At 61.1% G+C, this 19,493-nt stretch carries 24 protein-coding genes and 1 tRNA gene; 8 read left to right on the forward strand and 17 right to left on the reverse strand.

What is annotated here, in order from left to right:
- Positions 1-84: 84 nt before the first annotated feature.
- The gene (locus AC58D2_RS10600; RefSeq protein WP_494227216.1) at positions 85-1,209 is read left to right on the forward strand and encodes a hypothetical protein; all 1,125 of its coding nucleotides are present in this window, start codon (positions 85-87) and stop codon (positions 1,207-1,209) included.
- A 5-nt stretch (positions 1,210-1,214) separates the two neighbouring features.
- The gene (locus AC58D2_RS10605; RefSeq protein ID WP_494227215.1) at positions 1,215-1,721 is read left to right on the forward strand and encodes a hypothetical protein; all 507 of its coding nucleotides are present in this window, start codon (positions 1,215-1,217) and stop codon (positions 1,719-1,721) included.
- Positions 1,722-1,742: 21 nt separating this feature from the next.
- Here the strand turns inward: AC58D2_RS10605 and AC58D2_RS10610 are convergent, their stop codons facing one another.
- The 6 genes from AC58D2_RS10610 to AC58D2_RS10635 form a co-directional block, all read right to left on the reverse strand.
- Positions 1,743-3,695: a hypothetical protein gene (locus tag AC58D2_RS10610; RefSeq protein WP_494227214.1), complete on the reverse strand. Its 1,953-nt coding sequence runs from the start codon at positions 3,693-3,695 to the stop codon at positions 1,743-1,745.
- Between the two features lie 155 nt (positions 3,696-3,850).
- A complete protein-coding gene (locus tag AC58D2_RS10615; protein ID WP_494227212.1) occupies positions 3,851-4,033 on the reverse strand; it encodes a hypothetical protein in 183 nt (60 codons plus the stop codon).
- Positions 4,030-5,085 carry a hypothetical protein gene (locus tag AC58D2_RS10620; protein ID WP_494227211.1) on the reverse strand — a complete coding sequence of 352 codons (1,056 nt, stop codon included), beginning with the start codon at positions 5,083-5,085 and terminating at the stop codon, positions 4,030-4,032. The genes AC58D2_RS10615 and AC58D2_RS10620 overlap by 4 nt, the downstream gene beginning before the upstream one ends.
- Complete coding sequence (locus AC58D2_RS10625; RefSeq protein ID WP_494227210.1) at positions 5,085-5,753, reverse strand: hypothetical protein; 669 nt, start codon at positions 5,751-5,753, stop codon at positions 5,085-5,087. The genes AC58D2_RS10620 and AC58D2_RS10625 overlap by 1 nt, the downstream gene beginning before the upstream one ends.
- Positions 5,754-5,946: 193 nt before the next feature.
- Complete coding sequence (locus AC58D2_RS10630) at positions 5,947-6,159, reverse strand: hypothetical protein (protein WP_494227209.1); 213 nt, start codon at positions 6,157-6,159, stop codon at positions 5,947-5,949.
- Positions 6,160-6,290: 131 nt separating this feature from the next.
- Positions 6,291-6,512 (reverse strand): helix-turn-helix domain-containing protein, encoded by a 222-nt coding sequence (locus tag AC58D2_RS10635; RefSeq protein ID WP_494227208.1) that lies wholly within the window; start codon positions 6,510-6,512, stop codon positions 6,291-6,293.
- A 131-nt stretch (positions 6,513-6,643) separates the two neighbouring features.
- Between AC58D2_RS10635 and AC58D2_RS10640 the strand changes: the two genes are divergently transcribed.
- From AC58D2_RS10640 to AC58D2_RS10655, 4 genes are read left to right on the forward strand one after another with little or no spacing between them, the layout of a single operon-like run.
- Positions 6,644-7,078 (forward strand): hypothetical protein, encoded by a 435-nt coding sequence (locus AC58D2_RS10640; protein WP_497390085.1) that lies wholly within the window; start codon positions 6,644-6,646, stop codon positions 7,076-7,078.
- Positions 7,075-7,680, forward strand: a complete 606-nt coding sequence (locus AC58D2_RS10645) for a hypothetical protein (RefSeq protein ID WP_494227206.1) — start codon at positions 7,075-7,077, stop codon at positions 7,678-7,680. The genes AC58D2_RS10640 and AC58D2_RS10645 overlap by 4 nt, the downstream gene beginning before the upstream one ends.
- Positions 7,677-8,075: a hypothetical protein gene (locus AC58D2_RS10650; protein ID WP_494227205.1), complete on the forward strand. Its 399-nt coding sequence runs from the start codon at positions 7,677-7,679 to the stop codon at positions 8,073-8,075. Before AC58D2_RS10645 ends, AC58D2_RS10650 begins: the two co-directional genes overlap by 4 nt.
- The gene (locus AC58D2_RS10655; RefSeq protein ID WP_494227204.1) at positions 8,072-8,479 is read left to right on the forward strand and encodes a hypothetical protein; all 408 of its coding nucleotides are present in this window, start codon (positions 8,072-8,074) and stop codon (positions 8,477-8,479) included. Before AC58D2_RS10650 ends, AC58D2_RS10655 begins: the two co-directional genes overlap by 4 nt.
- A 113-nt stretch (positions 8,480-8,592) precedes the next feature.
- Here the strand turns inward: AC58D2_RS10655 and AC58D2_RS10660 are convergent, their stop codons facing one another.
- The 9 genes from AC58D2_RS10660 to AC58D2_RS10700 form a co-directional block, all read right to left on the reverse strand.
- The gene (locus AC58D2_RS10660) at positions 8,593-8,766 is read right to left on the reverse strand and encodes a hypothetical protein (protein WP_494227203.1); all 174 of its coding nucleotides are present in this window, start codon (positions 8,764-8,766) and stop codon (positions 8,593-8,595) included.
- Positions 8,720-9,547: a hypothetical protein gene (locus AC58D2_RS10665; RefSeq protein ID WP_494227202.1), complete on the reverse strand. Its 828-nt coding sequence runs from the start codon at positions 9,545-9,547 to the stop codon at positions 8,720-8,722. The genes AC58D2_RS10660 and AC58D2_RS10665 overlap by 47 nt, the downstream gene beginning before the upstream one ends.
- 104 nt (positions 9,548-9,651) lie before the next feature.
- Positions 9,652-11,541: an AAA family ATPase gene (locus tag AC58D2_RS10670; RefSeq protein WP_494227201.1), complete on the reverse strand. Its 1,890-nt coding sequence runs from the start codon at positions 11,539-11,541 to the stop codon at positions 9,652-9,654.
- The gene (locus AC58D2_RS10675) at positions 11,538-11,744 is read right to left on the reverse strand and encodes a hypothetical protein (protein ID WP_494227200.1); all 207 of its coding nucleotides are present in this window, start codon (positions 11,742-11,744) and stop codon (positions 11,538-11,540) included. Before AC58D2_RS10675 ends, AC58D2_RS10670 begins: the two co-directional genes overlap by 4 nt.
- The gene (locus AC58D2_RS10680) at positions 11,741-12,115 is read right to left on the reverse strand and encodes a hypothetical protein (protein ID WP_494227199.1); all 375 of its coding nucleotides are present in this window, start codon (positions 12,113-12,115) and stop codon (positions 11,741-11,743) included. Before AC58D2_RS10680 ends, AC58D2_RS10675 begins: the two co-directional genes overlap by 4 nt.
- Positions 12,116-12,536: 421 nt before the next feature.
- Positions 12,537-12,731, reverse strand: a complete 195-nt coding sequence (locus tag AC58D2_RS10685) for a helix-turn-helix domain-containing protein (RefSeq protein WP_494227198.1) — start codon at positions 12,729-12,731, stop codon at positions 12,537-12,539.
- 92 nt (positions 12,732-12,823) lie between these two features.
- Positions 12,824-13,444: a hypothetical protein gene (locus AC58D2_RS10690; protein ID WP_494227197.1), complete on the reverse strand. Its 621-nt coding sequence runs from the start codon at positions 13,442-13,444 to the stop codon at positions 12,824-12,826.
- A gap of 92 nt (positions 13,445-13,536) precedes the next feature.
- Entirely contained in the window at positions 13,537-14,790 is a 1,254-nt protein-coding gene (locus AC58D2_RS10695; RefSeq protein ID WP_494227196.1) for a phage integrase central domain-containing protein, read from the reverse strand.
- A gap of 463 nt (positions 14,791-15,253) precedes the next feature.
- A tRNA-Gly gene (locus AC58D2_RS10700) sits at positions 15,254-15,327 on the reverse strand.
- A 100-nt stretch (positions 15,328-15,427) separates the two neighbouring features.
- Between AC58D2_RS10700 and dinB the strand changes: the two genes are divergently transcribed.
- On the forward strand, positions 15,428-16,552 hold the full coding sequence (dinB, locus tag AC58D2_RS10705; RefSeq protein ID WP_494227195.1) for a DNA polymerase IV: 1,125 nt from the start codon (positions 15,428-15,430) through the stop codon (positions 16,550-16,552).
- Positions 16,553-16,574: 22 nt separating this feature from the next.
- Here the strand turns inward: dinB and AC58D2_RS10710 are convergent, their stop codons facing one another.
- Together AC58D2_RS10710 and AC58D2_RS10715 are read right to left on the reverse strand one after the other, a co-directional pair.
- A complete protein-coding gene (locus tag AC58D2_RS10710; RefSeq protein ID WP_494227194.1) occupies positions 16,575-18,170 on the reverse strand; it encodes a peptide chain release factor 3 in 1,596 nt (531 codons plus the stop codon).
- A gap of 118 nt (positions 18,171-18,288) precedes the next feature.
- The gene (locus tag AC58D2_RS10715) at positions 18,289-18,930 is read right to left on the reverse strand and encodes a YIP1 family protein (protein WP_494227193.1); all 642 of its coding nucleotides are present in this window, start codon (positions 18,928-18,930) and stop codon (positions 18,289-18,291) included.
- A gap of 167 nt (positions 18,931-19,097) precedes the next feature.
- On the opposite strand from AC58D2_RS10715, the gene hspQ reads away from it, so the two are divergent.
- Positions 19,098-19,481, forward strand: a complete 384-nt coding sequence (gene hspQ, locus AC58D2_RS10720; protein ID WP_494227192.1) for a heat shock protein HspQ — start codon at positions 19,098-19,100, stop codon at positions 19,479-19,481.
- The last annotated feature ends 12 nt before the right edge of the window (positions 19,482-19,493 follow it).

Here is a 19,493-nt window from a genome sequence, read left to right on the forward strand (position 1 = left end):
TCAATCGCCGCCTGCTTTTACTGGCAGATTGACTCTGGCGATTGTGAACGGCATTCCTCCCCCAATATTGGGGGAATATTTTCAATGTCGAAGATCGTTGTGGACCTCGATGCGTACGTCATCGACAATAGCCACAAAGTTTACAAATGCTCGCCGGGTAAGACCTATCGGTTTTACAAGGAAGTTCGCCGCACCAAGACTGTGTTTCTGGATATCCGCGGACTCGACGCTTTGCCGGAAGACACATCTCTCTGGAAAGATGCCGACATTCTGAAGCTCATAGCGGATGATCGTTGGTCGAGAGAGCTTGAAAGCCGCGAGAAGGGTAACGAACCAGTCGGAACCGAAGGCGTTGGCCGCGCTGATCGTACCCGTCTCGGTTTTCTAAAAGGTCTTCTTTTCGAAGCGAAAAAAGGCGACCTCATTGTCGTGCCGGTCGATGGCTATAACAAGGACGTTCTCATCGGCGAAGTCCTGGACGACGCTGGCGATATCCGCCGCATTGAAGCGACCGACGACGAAGATACCTTCATTTATCTTGGACGTAGGGTCGAATGGCGCGCTGCCATGCCAAAGAGATTCTTGGATGAAGACCTCATCAAGGCGATCCACACCCAGACAGCGTTCTTCCTTCTCGGCAGAAGCCTCTACGAAGGCATCTACCGCCTGGCATTTGGAAATTTCATTTTCGACGGCCAGTTCATATCTGAATTTAAGACGTCCAAAGAGAGATTCACCGCCGAAGATCATGCCGTCGTTTCGACATGGATCAACGGGTTGGACGTATTGTACAATTCTCCGGAGTTTCACGCCTCCGCGGCGTCTGCCAAAAATCTCCCCAGCTTCTTCGAACTGGGCCTGAAAAAGCTCGATGACGACATCTCAGCCGAGGTGAAAATTGACATTCAGTCTCCCGGCGAGATCTTCGTAAAGACTGCGGGACCGTTCGCCCTGGCTCTGATGGCGATGTTCGCCCTCTCCGGCTGCGATTCTAAGGCCGTCATCGATAATCGCGTTACGGTTAAACTGAAAACGGTCGGCTCAGCCGACGGTGGGAGCAAAGCTGTCTCAGATTGCGTTAACGCGATGGCAATCGCGCTTGGGCAAAGTAGGCTCGATCAAGAATGTTCCCTTGGCAAACGCGCTAGCGTGGATGCGAAACTAACCACGGGGGCAACCTTGAAGTCCGGTGGAAAAGGGAGCAAATAGGCGATATGGCCACCGCCCCATCCGTACCCAAGATGACGCGAGAGCAGGTAATCCGCTACGCCAAAGTCGGCGCCGGCGCGATTGTGACTGCGTTCTTGGGCGGGCTATTTGCGGCGATTTTCACCTACTATGCCACGGCGAGACTCAACACGGAGTCCGCCCTCCAGCAACAATATTTGGTGGCGATTCAGGACTTCTCGTCTACTGGCGCCCAACTGGACGCAAGCATCACTGAATTGGCAGACACCGTTCTGGACGGAGAAGAGCTTACCAAGGCTCGCCGAGATGCCAGACAGGCGATTGCGGCTCACGCCGCCGCGACTCAAAGTCTGTCTCAGGTAGTAGGCCAAGGAAATGTCGATGAATATGCCAAGGGGCTGGCGACCCTGCGCATTATGGTAGACGATACCGGTGATCGGAGCGGCGCGCTGAAAACCTCACGCGCGCGATTTGACCTGATGCACAATCGACAAATCATGATCACAGAAGCCCGCGCACGCGTTTACGAATAGGTCGATATTTCGGCTGACGGCCTATTGGGCCAGTTCAAATCCCTCTGGAAGCGGCGGCACATCGCTCTTGCGCTTCCTGCCCTCAGGTCTGGCGTCAGGCACGGGCTCACCAGTAAAGATGTTCGCCTTCGCCGCCTTGGTCGCAGCCGTCATCGTTTTCCGGATTTCTTCAACCTGATCGTCGACAGGCAACGAGCGATATTCCGGCGCATTGAACAGCTTGCCGAGCCAGCTTCGCGCAATCGTGCCGCGCTTCTCCAGCAGCTTGTCATAGTCCTGCGGTGAGAGATCGCCCTTTTGCGGAACGGACACCGACCCGCCGACACGCAGAACCTCTCGAGTAATAGGATCATTCTTCGCGGTGCTGGTCCAGATCGGCGAGACGATATCCGGACCAACGCCGCCTTCCCCGACGATAGGCTGACCCCACACGTCGCGCCTCGGCAGCAGATCATCGGTCATGCCGGGAATGCGAGCTTGCACCGCCTCCGCCACGCCATCAGTCTGGCGCATCGTCGGATCGATCGTGCGCGCAACCTGAGCCAAGCCTGTAGGCACCGAGGCAGAACCCGCGAGTCGCTCGATGAAATTACCCGAGTAGCGTTCAGGATCGCGGATGGCCGCCAGCGCGTCCGTGATGCCCGACAGCCAGGTCTTGTTCGTCAGGTTCGAAATGATCGAGCCGACTACAAGCCCCACGCCCTCCTCGCGCTGTTTTTCGCTCATCCCGTCCCCGAGCGTGGCAATATCGGCAGCGGTGCCGAACGTCATCGCGAACGGATCGAGGCGCCGGTAGGAATAATATTTGTCTCCGATCCGGAGCGAATATGGCTGCCATCCGTCGGCCATCATCAGGCGGCGGCGATTGTCATCACTCGGCGCCGAGCCGGTAATCATGCCCTGCGCGGCCAACTCCGCGATAACCGCTCCAATACCGCTACCGACAGCGGCGCGGGCGACGGCGATGTCCCGACGCGCTCCTCCGGCAGCGAAATCCTTGCGCCACTCGCGAAGCAGCGGAGCAGCAGGTGATCGCTCGACCGTGAACTTGATGAGGTTCGTCGGAGTGCGGATAAACGGCAGGACGGCTTTCAGGATCGGCATTTCGTTGGTGATGGCCGACAACTTCGATCCCACCGGCCCGAGCTTGCGCTGGAACGTCACATAACGGGCATAATCCAGAGCTTCCTCAAACATGCCGTCAGGGGGCTTGTTGACGAGGTCACTGGCGTAGCGAGCAGCCTCGTCCCCTTTCAGCCCCTTTTGACCAGCAGCGCGAACAGCTAGGCCAGCCAAAGCCTGCCGCCGCGCGATAGCCTTGAACAGCTCATCTTCCGCCGTCAGCAGCCGGGTCGGCACTCGGATAATTTCACCGGCCAGCCCACCGATGGCTTTCTGCTCCTGCCCTTCGATCTTGCTCACAAAGTCCGACGGCTCGCCCGTTCGGAATGCCTGCGCGAAAGCCCGAAGCCCCTCGCGCGTCCCCTGCAACAACCCGGTTGCGCGGGCGCCGACTTCCGAAAAGGTGACCCGGTCGGTATCCGCCTTGCCGAAAATTCGCCGCCCTTGGCCGATCAGCGCCGCCGCGCCATGTTCGGGGATCTGCGCGAGACTGGTCAGGGTGTTCGACAGGACGTTGACGGCATGGGTCTGCGGTCCCGACAGCAACCAATTATACCAAATTTCCACTGCCTTATCGCGGAAACGCGGCTTTGCTGCCTTCTCCACAAATCGGTTCAGGTTGGCGGGATCGCGTTCCAGATCAATGATCGCCTCGGCCGCCTGTTTGATCCGATCTGCACCACTCCCGCCGTTGACGAAGCCTTCAAGCACTTTCCCCGACACCTGCCGCCCGTTCGCCATCTGCCGGAACTGCTGGAGCGTTCGACCGGCCTCGGCGGTGATACCCGCAATCTGCTCCTGAATAGCCGTGTGGCGAACCATTACCCCGGCGGTGCGGGTGATCCGATCCACCTAATCTACCAGTGCGTCACGGCGAACGAGGTCGCGCAAGTATTCCGAAAGGCTCATGCCTCTCTCTGTCGCCTTGATCTCGGCGGCGGAAACCAGCCTATCCGCCAAGCGGAATGCGATAAAGCCATTGTGAACAGGTGCGCGGGAACGAGACATCAGTTTGACTTTCCTCTTTGAACACCAATTCCATCAGGATTGAGAGCCGACAGATCGGCGGGCACATAGAACCCCTTCGCTCCGTCAGCCCGTGCGCGATCGATCCGTTGTGCTTCGCGGGCAGCCTTAATGATTTCGCCGACCTCGGTGCCGGCGGCCCAATCCAGACCGAAGAGGCTCATGGAATCGGCTCCCATTTGCCATTGCGCAATATCCGCCGTTCACCAGTCTCCGGGTTCACAATGATCGGCGGCGGTTTCGTGGGCGATTTCGACGAGGAAGCAGGTGGCGGCCCCAATATCTCATCGACCCTGCGTTCCACCGGGCTCAATCCGCCCTTCGATCGCTTCTTGCCGATGTAGGAGCGAACCTCACCCACGGTCACTTTTTCGACCGGCTTCCCAAGCGAAGCTGCCCGCTTGGCAATCATGGAGCGAATATTGCCCAACTGGGCATTTGATTTGGCGACGGCAGCGGCGTTCTTCATTTCCTGCCATGCAGAATTGTTCTCTGCGATGGCTGCATCAGCAGTCTGCTCGCGCGCTCGTCCCCCATAGTAGGACGGGGCATTCGCCGCCTCAGCCTCCGCCGTAGTGGCATCGGCGGCTTCTTTCCGCAATTGGTCGGGCAGCCGAGCGCGAGCGCGGTCCTCGTCGAAGAATGCGTTCCAGTTTTCCGCAGTGAATTTTACGCCTCCCGCTGTAGCCATCTGAGCGATCAGCAGGCCGACAGCTGCCTGTCGCTCATCTTCGTCTCCTTCGCGAAGAATCCGCATTAGTTCGTAGTCGCTTTCATCCGCGTGACCGGCTTTCACGTCGGCGTCGATCAAGCGCTCGACCCCTTTGCTCGCTAGATCCCAGCGGCCGTTCCTTGCCCACGATACGATCTCTGCGAGGTTCGATGTGGTTTTTGCGCGGTCATTCTCGTCCCATCCGCTGAATGCGGAAGAGATCGCCTGGTGCTGCTCGGGGAAGCGAAGCTGCAAATCCCGGAATTTATCGTGGCTTGGGTTGGCACCGAGATCAGCGACGGCGTTGAGATATTCCGCTTGCCGCTGCTGTTCGGTGGCAAACTTGCTCGCCTCGATATGACTCGTCTGGCGAGTCGCCGCGGCCTGAGCAGCACGTAGCCTATTGAGAAGTTCGGCCTGAACCTGCTCGGCATAATCTGGGACGATCGCACGCCCCGACCGCAGGATGTCGGCGTCGTTGAATCCGAGCTGGGAAAAGGCCATCAGAAGATGCTCCCCGGCGTCTTCGCGAGCGATTTGATCCCGCCGGAATTTCCACCGCCGAAAATCGAACTGACGAGATTGTCAGCGAATAGTCCGGCGTTGTTCCAGAGCTGGGCGTTAATGCCGCCGCGCGTGAGGATGCCCTGTTTACGCGTCTGGCCCTGAAGATTGAGAAGGTCAGAGACTGTGTTCGCCGTGTTCGCGCCGAATGCCGAGACGCTATCGGTCGCGCCCTGTCCAAGTCCGGCGAGGCCAGCAAGTTGCGCAATTTTTTCCTGCAATTGCTTGGCAAAGGCATCCGCGCGAAAATTTGCCAGACTTGTTTCGGTATTGCCGCCGCGCAAGCCGCCGGTCGCGGATGCGTTCTGCAAGACCGCTTCTTCGCCGTTGCGGATGATCGCCGCCAGTTCGGGACTGTTCTGAATGTCGACGAGCCCCGCCGCCTGCGCATCGGCCCCGTTCACCCCGATCAGATCGCCGAGGTCGGAAAGGCCCGCGAGGCCTGTCGTGAGATACGGCTGATAATCGGACCGGGTAAGGTCGAACTGGCGGCGTTGCTCAGCAATCGCCTTTTCTTGGGCTTCGATCTGCGCGGCCTCAGCCTTACGGCTGGCCTTTTTGGCTTTGCCGCCGCCGATCAATCCCGAAACAAACGAAAAGATCCCCATAACTCGCTCCACAAAGCCGTTTCGAGATCGGACTACCAATTATTGGAGGTCCGGTCATTTTGGCGTTTTACGAGCGTCAACAATGGAGGTCATTGCCCCGAATTACAGGTCAATAGATTACATCAGTTGGTGGCATGCCCAAATATGGCACGCGGCTTAAACATTGGCTGCAAAACTCCCCGCGCGGGTGTGTCTAAAGCAAGCCCAGCAAAAATGTGATCGATGCGAGGAGCATGGCGAGGCCAGTAGACGCGGCTGCTTCGGGAAGGTGGCGCCAGGTGGGCTGTTGTCCGTGCCCTGTTTGCGCACTGTGCGAAGAGACGAGGCGCAGCCAATAGATGCCGGCCACGGCCCCGGCCAGTGCCGCGAGCGCATATACCGCCGTGAAAGCGCCAGATGCGGACATTATCCCCTCCATACCGAGAGATGGAATCTCGTCTAAGCTGGCGGTGGCGTCAACCTTTACGTGAACGGGCGATCCCAGGGCAATACTGGAACTGCACTCAACAGACGGATGCGATTTTCTCGGCTCGCCGATTATTCCGGAACCATTACGCCGACGCGCCCAGTTCGACGGATAAACTCCGCACCGGCACCCGCCAGCGCGACCTGCATCTTGTGGATCGTATCGGCGCCGGTAACGCCCTCACCCAGTTCAAAGCGTGCCACAGTTGCGCGACCCACGCCGGACTTTGCTGCGAGATCGGAGAGCGACCATTTTAGCGCAGCGCGCGCCATACGTGATTGTGCGGGTGTCATGACGATAACATTAGTATCATTTGGTCATTGACGCAATCCGCTTAACTATGATAACAATGTTATCGCCAAGGCCAGAAGCCAAGGCGGCCAGCCGAGGGACGGCAATCCCAGCGACTGGCCTATCGCAACCCTTGATCAGAAGGGATACGACTATGGGAGCTGATAGCACCCGCGCGCCCGATGGCGCCACTACCTTAACCACGAAAGACGATGCCAACATTATCGCGGCATGGGCGACCTACAATCAGGCTCGCGCGATATATGACGCCGATCCTGATCATGGTCCGCACATCATGGGATTGAACGCCGTGCAGCGCGAGCAGGCCGATATCATGGGCGCCGCAAGCGATACGATCGGAGAGAGCGTTCCGGCTACGCTGCGCGGGATCGAGGTTCTGCTTTGGTCAATGCTCGTCCATTCGGCTGACACGCAAGTTGCTGCGACCCTTGCGCGCACCGAACAAATCGACGTTTGCGCCGATCACTTCGACTGGATCGACTGCCATGCACTCAACGCGATCCACGCCATCCGCGTGATGATCGCCCAGGAAGGGGGTGCAAAGTGAGCGCGCCCCAGAACGTGGCAGACGCCATCCGCAACGTGCGCCTGATCAATGGGGCATGGGATAAATGGCACAACCGGCAGCCCGACGACGACGCTCCGCAAGACGAAGCGGATGCGTGGCAGATCGCCTGGGACGCCTTCGGCTCCGCGCATGAAGCGGCCAGCGAGATTGTGCGTGAAATGCCGTGCGACAATCTTCCCGAAGCGGCGACGAAAGCGCGCTTTCTCGTCGATGAGATGAAGGACTGCACCGAGCCGTGGCGCTGGGCGGCGCTCGATCTGTTGGCGACCGACCTTGCGAAGCTGTGCGACCGCTCGACGCAAGACGCGTTCGCCGTGAAGCTGCGCACCTATCAACGGGCCGCGCAGGACTGCGACGAGGCCAAAGCTGCTGGCGCAGACGATGCCGTCATGGGGCCGCTCTACAGCGCCGCATTCGATTGCGGTAAGGCCGTGTTGCTCGAACCGGCGCCTGACATTTCGGCGCTGATCGAGAAGCGCTGCATCTTCGACGCCCTGCAATACGACGAGGACGCCGACGCGCCCACCGTCACACACCGTCTGTTTGCCGACGCCATCGCGCTCGCGGGGGGTGCGAAATGAGCGCCATTGTGATGCTGCCGACTGCTGCGAACGCGCCGGTCCGTCAACCAACCGACGTCGCAGCCCGCCGGGCATACGCCGCACTCGTGAACAGCCAGAAATTCAGCTTTGAACGGCGAGCGCCAAGGCCGCGATATCGCGACGAGCTTCTGGATTTCATGGGTGGTCCGCAGATACCCCGATATTACACACGAGTTGCGGTGGTTGCGGCTCTCGAAAAGCAGTTCCCAAAACACATCGCGACGATCCGCGCCGCCGTCGAAGGAGGTGATTTGAACACGCTGGACGAAGACTTGCTCCAAGTCGTGATCGATATTCGCCGCCTGACCAAAGGCGAGATTTCGCGGCTCTGGAAGCTTTTCCCCGGGAATGTCAACCGGGAGGCGCGGCCATGAACGCGCGGCTCTCGATCGCGTTCGGAAGGGGGGCTTCGCGGCTCCCCGCCGACATCGCGCTGTCGATTGTTCCCTCGCTGCCTCGGCCTGTTCTCGAAAGGCTGGCGCAGCAGATCATCGATCGGCTCGACGACATGGACGCGCCCGACGAGGATTGCGAGGACGACGACCCTTGCGGCCAAATGGACGAGGACGAACTGACAACCGGGCCGGGGCTGGTCTACACGCACGGCGACGCCCATGACGGTCCCGGCTGTCCGATTGCTGATCCCGGCGGCTATTCGGTCGGCGAAGGCAGTGATCCGCGGCGGTTGCCGCCGCCGACCTATGACGGGGAGGATCAGAACATCATCATCCTGCCCGCACCAAAGGGTTTCGAGCAGACTCGGTATCGGGTGAGCTAGCTGGGGGGGGGGGGGCGCTGCGCCTCGTCGCTAGCACAACGGGGTTCCAACTCCACTACACGGGCCACATTGCGGAATGGTTTTGGGCAGCGAGCCGAAACCCGCTGCCCCTATTACCTCACCAACGCCATAATGGACTGCGCATTGCGCAACGTCTCGCGAAGCAGGCGCTGCTCCTCCATCGCGGCGGCAGATCGCAGACCATGCTTCCACGCATTGCGATTGCCGGCCTGCGCGCCGCTACCCTTCGCACCGCCGTGCATCCGGCATCGCTTTTTGCCTCTCACCGCCGGGGACCGGCACTCCCCGCCCGAACGGGTCCGCGCCAAGCATCGCGGCGCTGCCGCCAATATCCTCGGCTGCATGGACTTGATCGGTACTTCTGACATTTGCCCCCCCTGTATGGACGGTATCTGCGACCACGGCTTGGCCGCCCTCGTAAACGTGAACATGCTTGATAATCTGGGTGCCTCCACGCTGTAACTTATTCAGCGTCTCGCCGAGCATAGCGGACGTGCGCAGAAGCTTGTTCGCAATCTCGCTGTAGCTCTTAGCATTGTCGATCATGACGCCCTGCCCGATCATCGAAAGCGCCCGCATTGCGGCGTCGTGAGCAAGTGCCATCTGCACGGCAATTGTCGCCTGCATTTCGTTCTGAACCGAGCAGCCGCCCACGAACGCGAGAATCTCGTTCATTGCTCGATCGGTAACGCCCCGACTGTTGTTCTTGGTCAGGTAGTTAGAGATTGTGTCGATCTGGCCCATGATGAAATCTTCGGACGAGGACGCAAAGGTCCTACACATGCGGACCCAATAGAGTGTTCCGCTGGTTCCCTCCTTCCGGGTGACCATCGTCCCCTTCCACGTAATCGCGGCTCGTTTCGGCATCGCATCCATCGCGGTGACGCCTTCGATGATTTCCGTCTTGGTAGCATCAGGCAGACGCTCCCAGTCCTCGATACGAGGAGCGAGAATTGCGGCCGCCTTCGCCTTGTCCTGGGTGGCCGGCGCCACCACGACCGGCACAGCTTCGTCGGCTCGATCAACAATTTTCGAAAGTTTGGGCATTCATCGTTTTCCGTCCAGTTCTAGGCTGGCGCGCGGACCCGGAGGCCGCGCCAGCCCTATACGTAGTATAGGGTGTGTGTTGCCCGCAAACGCCGCAAGGAATATCAAACACTTGCGCCACCATTTCCCGCATTTCCGCACAGTGTTTGCGCACCATTTCCCGCAACATTTCCCGCACCCCATCCGGGGGTTTCCCGCAGGCCATAAATGGTCTTGCGATCAGGTCCGCGCCACAGTTCGCCGCGCTCGATCCGACCAATCCGATAGAGACGATCCATAGCGGCTTCGAGGCGAGGTTTGCCGATTCCCCGGCTCTCCGGCATCCGGGTAAAGACGAGAGGGGCGAACCCCTTGCTGGGCTTTTCCGAGACGGCCCGCTGTTGCTTCGTCATCTCGCGCAGGCAGGCAATGAATAGCTCATTGTCGTTGCTGGCCTGCACCGTCGCCGCCAGTTCCTTGCGCGTGTCGGCCGGCAGATCGTTATCAAGGCGCAGCGCGAAGTCGTGCCAGCGGAACCGCAATTCCTGCCCCTGCCGTGCATAGTTCGCCTTGCCCAGCGTCAGGATGCGTTCGTCAGGGTCATAACTGCCCTCTGGCCGCGACAGGACGATTTGCGAGCGGACCGCGTTCAGCCACGCCGTAGAGCCTGAATAGGTGTCGCCGGCCTTGTTCGAGTGCGCAACGAGGACGACCGTCACCCCGAGGTCTTGGCACAACGAATAGAGCAGATTGACGAATGCCGTCACCTGTTGGCGATCGTTCTCGTTCCCTGCGAAAAGGTGGGCGGCATTGTCGAGTACGACGAGCCGGGCGCCAGTGCGCTCTATGGTCGCACGCAGGATCGAGAACGACGGGGAGGGACGCAACTTACCTTCAAGGTCGAATGTCGCGATCTCGTTGCCCAGCCGTCCGCGCAGCGATGCCAGGTGCAGCTTGCCCGAGAGGCCAGACAGGCTCGCCCCCACCGCCATGCAGATATGCGCCTGCATCCAGTGCAATCGGTCCTCGTCGTCTTCTGCCGTGATGTAGAGAGCGTTGCCCTGCATCACATCGACCCCGAGCATCGGCAGGCCTGCCGCAACACAGGTGGCGAGTTGCTGCCCGAACGTGGATTTATTCGCACCGCCCGCGCCGGTCGCCAGCGTCAGTTCCCGCGAAGGGATGAATCCTGTCATGAGGAAGGGCTTCGGTTTCGGATCCGAACGCTCCCACGCTGCCAGATCGGCGAGCAGGAAGGTTTCGGCAGGAGGGTTTATCAAGGCGTCGAAATCGGCCGGTGATCCCGTCCAGTCGATAATATCGCCCTTAGGGGGCAGTCCGGGAAGTTCGACTATGCGGGGCTCGCCGCCGGCGCGCTCTATGTCGCCGGCGGCTTTGTCGGCGAATGCGCGGCCTTCATCGTCGTTGTCGGGGAGGATGACGACGACGCACCCTGCCAGCACATCCGCATAGGATTTGCGCCAACCCTTGCAGCCGAACGCGCAGGACGTGGCGATATAGCCCCATGACGTGAGTTTATCGGCCTTGCGTTCGCCCTCAACGAGAATGACGAGCGGCTTGCCCACGCGCTTCGCCGCTTCGATGTCCGGCAGGCGATATAGGACGCGGGCAACATCGCCCAAGCCGTTCTGCCAGCCACCGCGGCCATCTGGGCGCTGAGCCTCGAACCGCTTGCGCTTGCCAGGCTGTTCGATGCGGACGGTGCGATAAAGCACCTCGCCGTCAGCATTCGCATACTCGTAGATCCCGGCTTCCCGGCGCTGGTTATCATTGGCGCGCTGAAACTCGGGCAAGAGGCCAATCCGGCGACACTCATCCTTGATCTCGCGCCAGTCAGCGCCATTGAAGGAGTGAAAGACCACATCGCCGCCGCCCTCGGCATCGCGCACGGTGACGCCGCGATCGTCTGAACTATGGCCGGGGGCCGGGAACGCGCCCCATGAGCCATGCCAGTCCCCGCGATAGTGTCGGGTTATATTCTGCGCCAGCGTCACGCCGCGCCACCTTTTCGCTTCTGGTCGATCACCGGCCAGCCGGTTGCCTTTGCGAGAAGGCGCGCCGTATCGCTAGAGCCCCCATGCTCCGCGAATGTCCGGGGCCGGTTGAAGTCGATCGGAGACAATGTGCTGTTGGTGAACTGGACGCGGAAATATCCGTCGCCCTTGGTGATCAAGATGGCGGGAGTCGGGTCGTTCATGCCGCCTCCCTCCCGAACAGATCGCCCTGCCCGTCGTCCGTCGTGACGTAACGAGCGGCGATCCAGACATTGACGTCCACACCGTCGGCACCGGGACGGCGCTCGCCAGACTTCGCGATCTTGCCGAGCTTCTTCAATTCGCTCAGTCGGGCACGACAAAGTGCTAGTGTGCTGAAAGGTGATCCGGGGGCGGCGAACACCTCGTTTGACGTGACACCCGCTGGCCCGGCACGCTCGACCGCCGCCAACGCAAATTCGCATTGGGTGGCCCGAGTGCCGTCACGATTGACCTTGCGGGCACCGTCCCTGCTGGCCTCGTCATCGCGATAGGCCGCGCCCTGGGGATATCCAGGCAAGCCATTGTCGTTCATTTCGCTTGCTCCGACAATTCGGGCAGACCAGCGCGAGCAAGGATCGATCCCAGCCAAGACCGCTGTTTTCCTGAGAGATCTCGATCGGCGACGCAGCATTGTCCGAGGAAAGCTCCCTCCTTCCACGTCCGTCCGTCCGCATGATCGTTGAGGACAGCGAGCGCCGCAGCGCGCACCGTCTGGAATGGTCGCGGCGAGGTCATACCAATCTCCCCTGCCGAAGCATCCGGGGCGGGTAAGCGAGGCGCTTCCACGTCGGGCGAACACGGCGCCAGCCGTGCGACAGGCATTGCAGCCGCACGACAGATCGACTATTCAAAGGGAACCCAATGCCCGCCAGCTTTAGGGTTTCGAGCCGTCCCGCACTCACGGGGCGGCTCAATCGTTTACGGGGCCGACGCCCTTCCTGACGCACCATGATTCATGCCGCCACAGCGCGCGCGGCAAGCTGTCGGGCGATATAGGCCTCGATACTGGCGACGGTGATACGAGTGGCGCGGCCGATCTTGAACGTATCCAGCTCACCAGCCGCGATAAGGCGATAGCCCTGCGCGGGGCTGACGGGGATCATTTGAAAGCCGTCTTTCAGGGTAACGGCGAGAGGCTTGATAGACATATCATGCTCCAGAACGTTGCCGCACTATCGCGGCGCATCTGGAGCTATCTGGCGGCGGGCCCCGTCGTCGCTTGATCAATTTTGATCAATATTTATGGCAGAATTACGCGACCATCCGGGTGATACATCAATGCGTATGTCCGGCGAATGCCATGCTCGATACTGGCATCCGAGCGAGTGGGGTCAGAAGGAGCAACCTGCCGAAGGGCGTCTGATAGCCTAGCGCCATTCCGAACCAACTCGGCAGCGTCATGCGCAAATTGTTCGTCGCGCCGCTCTGCGGGCTTGGCGTTCGCGGGCAGACGGCCCCGCGCGGGTCTATCATTACCATCCGATGCGGCGGGCGCAACAATGGCAGATGGCTCCATCCCGTCAATTTCAAAGAATGAACGCAGATCGCTTAGGTCGAACGACAAGCCCGACAGGGTGATCTTGCCGGGGTGTCCTGGCGTTGCCCCGAATTGCGCCGTGTATTCGTCCAACCGCAAGCTCAACGTGCTGTCCATGATGCTAGCGCCCCAAACTGAGCGCGGCGCATCCCAGTCGAGAAACTCTTCGCCCCCAACCGCTGCAAACTGGACCCGACAACGGATGATGCCGCTAGCGAGCGCGAATCGCATTCGTTGCAGGACTTGCCATTGCTCTAAGCCTTGCCCCAACAGGATCTCTAGCGTTGCTCGCGCCCTAATCCTGTTGCTTGAATTCTCGTTCATCCACCCCTCCGTAGGGTGACCGCTGATCAAAACGAGGCGGCAGGCTGGGCGGAAACCAGCCGTTCAGGAGCTACCCTAGCCGCCCCGCCTGTTCATGCTCGCCGGTCGACGAGCTGAACGACGTTTGTCCGATCGCTCAGGATGAAAGCGGACCAGTGATCCAGTAGCGTCCGGCGCATCTCTAGAAATTTGGTCCGCTTGTAGGCGGCAATCACGGCATCGGGGACGCTGTGAGATAGCGCGGCCTCTGCAACCGGGTCGGGAATCTCGGGATGCTGTTCGGCCGACCAATCACGGAAGCTGGAGCGAAAGCCGTGCGGGACAGCCGAGAGGCCCGCGTCTCGCATCACCTTGCTAATGGTCATGTCGGAGATTGGCTTGCCCTTGCCGTTAGGCAGCAGCAGCGTCTCCGGTTTCGACGGGTCCGAAATCTCCGCGATGTGCGCCAGAACCCACAAAGCCGCATCGTTGAGGGTGACGGTATGCGCCTCGTTATTCTTGCGCATCAGTTCGGCGGGGCGGTTCCAGTCCCGCTTGTCGGTCACAACATGCTGCCAACGCGCCTCACGAACCTCGATGGACCGCGCTACCGTGGCAATCGCCAGCATCAGGCCAAGACGCCCCTTCGTCGGGGCTTCGTTCATCAGGCTTCGAAAATAGCCTGGCACGTCCGCATAGGGCATGGCCTCGAAATGGCCGCCCTTCTTCGTCTTGCCGGTGAGCGCGCCAACGGCCTTGCGCGGTGCTTCCGTCGCTCGCCAGTTCTTCGCCTTGGCGAAATCAAGAACGGTAGCGATCCGCTGGCGGACCTTCTTCGCCATGTCGGGCTTTGTCGTCCAGATCGGCGCGAGCGCGTTGGCGATATGCTCGGCCTCGACCATATCAACCCGCATCTTGCCCAGCGTCGTGTAGGCGTGGGTTTCGAGCGACGACAGAAAGGCGTCCGCCGTCTTTTTCGACCAGCTATGTGATGCCGTCTGCGCTTTGTGTGTGGCTATGGCTGCGTCCTTGAACGACGGAGGCGCCTTCCTGTCCTTCTTGCGTTCGGCTGCCGGATCGCGACCGGCCTTTGCAGCATTACGCAACCGCGCCGACAATTCGCGGGCTTCGGCCAGCGTCAACCGGCTCTTTTCCTCAAGGGGTATGTCGCTGCCTATGTCGCTGCGTAGGGCGAGCGCCGACGTTTCGACCGAACCAAGCCCAATATCGCGGCGCCGGCCATCGACCTGCACGCGCAGCAACCACGACCGGGCGCCGGTCGGCTTGACGAGCAGATACAGCCCGCCGCCGTCAGCATGGCGACCAGCCTTGGCGCTCTGCACAGTCTTGGCGGTCAGCTTAGCCATGTTCCCACAACTGTTCCCACAGAATCCTTGAGCAACCCGGATAGCGCCAGATTGTTTGGGATAGCATAAAGCGACCGGAATCCCGCGCAAGTGCGGAGTTTGGGATAGTGCCAGATATTTCGGGAGAGCAAGGGTTATGTTCCCTCACTCTCCTCCATTTTTTACATGTCCCTATATCCTCGACCACCGGCAGAAAGCCTGGGGTCAGCCGGGATTTCCGGCTGATTCGAGTTCCCATACCGCCGTGCGATGCGGACCCGCATATTTGCTCTCGCGCACGAGCGACGTTCGGGCGAACGACATCCGCGGCTTGATGATCCGAACCGTGTTTGAAGAGATTTGGCCGGCAAAGGCCGAACGGCGCCGGCGGACGTGGAGATACGTCCGCATTAACAGGGACGCATAAAAATCGACAGAAATCAGACGTTTTTTGGATGTTTCCGGACGTCCTCGGAAAGAGCCCTGGAGCGGGTAGCGGGAATCGAACCCGCCTAGCTAGCTTGGAAGGCTAGAGCATTACCACTATGCTATACCCGCTTATCCAAGGCTGGCGGCGATTGCCATTTTGACGCGCCAGCGTCAAGCGATACGCGCACTGGCAATTGAGAACATCGTGGCAACATGCTATTTTCGCGGCGTGGATCAGCTGGACTCAATCGATAGCGCCCAAACGGAAGCCCCCGTCCGCAAGATCATCCACGTCGACATGGACGCCTTTTACGCGTCGGTCGAACAGCGCGACGATCGGCGCCTGCGAGGCAAGCCGGTCGCGGTCGGCGGCTCTTCGCGCCGCGGCGTCGTCGCCGCCGCCTCCTATGAGGCGCGCAAATACGGGGTGCGGTCGGCGATGCCGAGCGTCACGGCGAAGCGTCAATGCCCCGAGTTGATTTTCGTGCCCCCGCGTTTCGAAGTCTACCGCGAGATATCGCAGCAGATCCGCGCCATCTTTCGCGACTATGCCGACGAGGTCGAACCGCTGTCGCTCGACGAAGCCTATCTCGACGTCACGCGCGACAAGGCCGGCATGGGCAGCGCCACGGCCGCGGCAAGGGCCATCCGGCGCCGCATCCTCGACGAAACGGGTCTCACCGCCTCTGCCGGGGTGTCGTACAATAAATTCATCGCAAAGCTGGCCTCCGACCAGAACAAGCCCGATGGGCTGACCATCGTCCCGCCGCGTAAAGGAGCCGCCTTCGTCCAGACTCTGTCGATCCGCCGCTTCCATGGCATCGGCCCCGTCACGGCGGCGAAGATGGAAGGGCTTGGGATTTATTCCGGCGCCGATCTCGCCGCGAAGGACATGGCGTGGCTTGCGACGCATTTCGGCAACAGCGCCGAATGGCTCCACAATCTCGCGCGCGGGATCGATCACCGCCGCGTCAAGTCGAACCGGCCGCTGAAATCGCTCGGCGGCGAGCGGACCTTTTTCAACGACCTCGTCGCCGACACCGAAATTCGCGAAGCGCTTGCGCATGTCTGCACCGTCGTATGGGATCGCGCCGCAAAGAAGAACGCCCGGGGCCGCACCGTAACGCTGAAGCTGCGCTACGCGGATTTCCGCACGATCACGCGGGCAAGATCGGTGGCGGCCCCGATCGCGGACGGGGCGGCCCTGCTGGCGGCCGGCGAAGCGATCCTTGCGCCGCTCCTGCCGGTCGAGCAGGGCATTCGCCTGCTCGGCATCACGCTCAGCAAATTCGAGGGCGAGGAAGACGACGCGCCGGACGCAGCTGTACCTGCGGACCTGCTGAGTTTGCTTTAGGGGCTAGACTCTTGTCCGGGCCCTATCCCGCTGGCGCGAACACCCGTTCCTTCGTCGCGGTGAAGCGGATCGACGGATTGCGCTGGGTGACATAGCCAACCTCCCACGCATCCTTCGCCATGAACACCGGCGCGCCATCGCGATCGGTGGCGGCGGCGCCCCGGTTGTCCGACTGAAATTGCTTGAGAGCGGCCGCATCGTCGCTCGCGATCCAGCGCGCGGTATCCCACGGGCTCGCTTCGAGCTTGGCTTCGACCTTATATTCGGCCGCAAGCCGGCTGATGAGGACGTCGAGCTGAAGTTGCCCCACGACGCCGACGATCATGTTGGCGCCAATTTCGGGATAGAACACCTGAATGATCCCTTCTTCGGCCATGTCGTCGAGTGCCTTGCGCAGCTGCTTGGTCTTGGTCGGATCGACCAGCGCGACGCGGCGCAGGATTTCCGGGGCGAAGTTGGGAAGCCCGGTTATTGTCACATCGCTGCGTTCGGACAGCGTGTCGCCGACGCGCAAGGTGCCGTGGTTCGGAATGCCGATGATGTCCCCCGGCCACGCTTCTTCGGCCATTTCCCGGTCCTGGGCGAGGAAGAGCATCGGGCGGCTGATAGCAATCGCCTTGCCCGTTCCCCCCTGGGTAAGGCGCATCCCGCGCTCGAACTTGCCCGAACATAGCCGCATGAATGCGATGCGGTCGCGATGCGCGGGATTCATGTTGGCCTGCACCTTGAAAACGAAACCGGTGACGGCGGCATCGTCGGGTTCGACCGGCGCCGGCTCGGCGGGTTGGGGCTGCGGGCCAGGCGCGTGCGCGGCAAGCCCCGCGAGCAGTTCGACGACCCCGAATTCCTTGAGCGCCGAGCCGAAATAGACCGGCGTCAGGTCGCCGCCGCGGTAGGCGCCGGCATCGAAGGGCGCATAGCCCGCCGAGGCAAGCTCTATTTCCTCGTTGAACTGATCGAGCGCGCGGGCATCGACCGCGGCCGCCAGCTTGGGGTCGTCGTGACCGCTCAGCGCGATCCGTTCCCCCTCGAACGCGCGCGACGCTTCCTGGCCGGGGACCGCGAGCGACGGTTCGACGAGGTCGTAAAGCCCCGAAAAAGTGCCCCCCATCCCGACCGGCCAGTTCATCGGCGCGACGTCGAGCGCCAGCCGGTCGGCCACTTCGTCGAGCAGTTCGAACGGGGATCGCCCCTCGCGGTCGACCTTGTTGATGAAGGTGATGATCGGCACCGAGCGCAGGCGGCACACTTCGAACAGCTTCAACGTCTGCGGTTCGATGCCCTTGGCGGCGTCGATCACCATCACCGCGCTGTCGACCGCGGTCAGCGTGCGATAGGTGTCTTCGCTGAAGTCCTCGTGCCCCGGGGTGTCGAGCAGGTTGAAGACGAGGCCCGCATGCTCGAACGTCATCACCGACGAGGTGACCGAAATGCCGCGCTGCTGTTCGATCTTCATCCAGTCCGACCGCGCGCGCCGCGCCTGCCCGCGCGCCTTGACCTCGCCCGCCATGTGGATCGCGCCGCCCGCAACGAGCAGTTTCTCGGTCAGCGTCGTCTTGCCCGCGTCGGGGTGCGAGATGATGGCGAAGGTGCGGCGGTCGGGGCGAGTGCTGGACATGGCGCGGGCGCCTAGCAGGTGGCGCCGCAGGTGGGAAGAGGCTGGCGGAACGGCGCAGCAGGGAGGCGCAGACCCCCCGATGGATATGCTCGTCCCTGATCCGGATCGATGCCTTCCGTTACAGCCCGCCGGAGAAGGCCGGATTCCCGCCGATCGAAATCGCCGCGAGGATGCCGCTGACCACGAAAATGCACACCGCCGTTACGACGACGACGACGATCGTATAGACGATTGCCTTGTGTTCGGGCGCCTTCATCAGCCGGGGAAGGCCCAGGTACAGCAGGTAGAGGCTGTAGAATCCCAGCAATCCGAGTATCGCCAGGCCGGGAACGAGCGAGAATATCCCCGCGACCCAGCCCGCGGTGGCCGAATAGACCGCGACCTTGAGTGCCTGGATGCGATTCTTCTGTCCGTCGAAGGTCGGCGCGAGCGCATCGATGACAAGCGCGACGATATAGACCCCGACGAGGGTCAGGCCATAGGACAGCAGCGCGGTAACGATCGCTCCCGCCAGCGGCGGATGATAGCTGAAACTGAGCGCGCGATACCCGAAAACCTGTCCGCCGATCAGGCTGGCGAGCGGCCCGATCGCGGCAAGGACGAGGACATAGGGGACATAGAGCGATTGCACTGTCTCTGCCTCGCCCTCGATCGCCGCCCAGCTTTCCTTGGGTTTCAACAGCATGTCCTTGGCGCGCTGGATGACGGCCCGGCTCGGCTGGCGCGGCGGGACCGGTTTAATGGATGGTGTCTCGGTCATTTTGCGTCTTTCCCCTGTTGCTCGTGTTAATAACGAAACGGAAGTCGCGAACCCGCCTATTCGCGGCTCGAAATCGTGCGGTGATCGACGTCACACCTTCTTTCGACACGGCCGCGCCGCAGGTCGATAGAGCTTGAAAGATCGACCGGCGGGCATAGATTGAGCCCATGATAGCAAAAGATCCGTCCGGTTATGAACATGAAATCGACCCGATCGCCGCGCCGCTGATCGAACGCGCGCACTTCGCGCCCGGCGACATCGTGCGTCACCGCATGTTCGACTTTCGCGGTGTCGTGTTCGACATCGACCCGGTCTTCGCCAACAGCGAGGAATGGTATCAGGCGATTCCGGAGGCGATCCGCCCGGCCAAGGAGCAACCCTATTATCACTTGCTCGCCGAAAACGACGAATCCTCTTACATCGCCTATGTCAGCCAGCAGAATTTGATCGCTGACCCCGATCAGGGGCCGGTCGACCATCCCCAGATCGACGCGATGTTCGACGGCCTGGACAAGGGGCGCTATCGCGTTCGCCCGATCCACCGACATTGAGCCGGCGACGGC

The organism is Sphingopyxis sp. CR5, assembly GCF_059693785.1.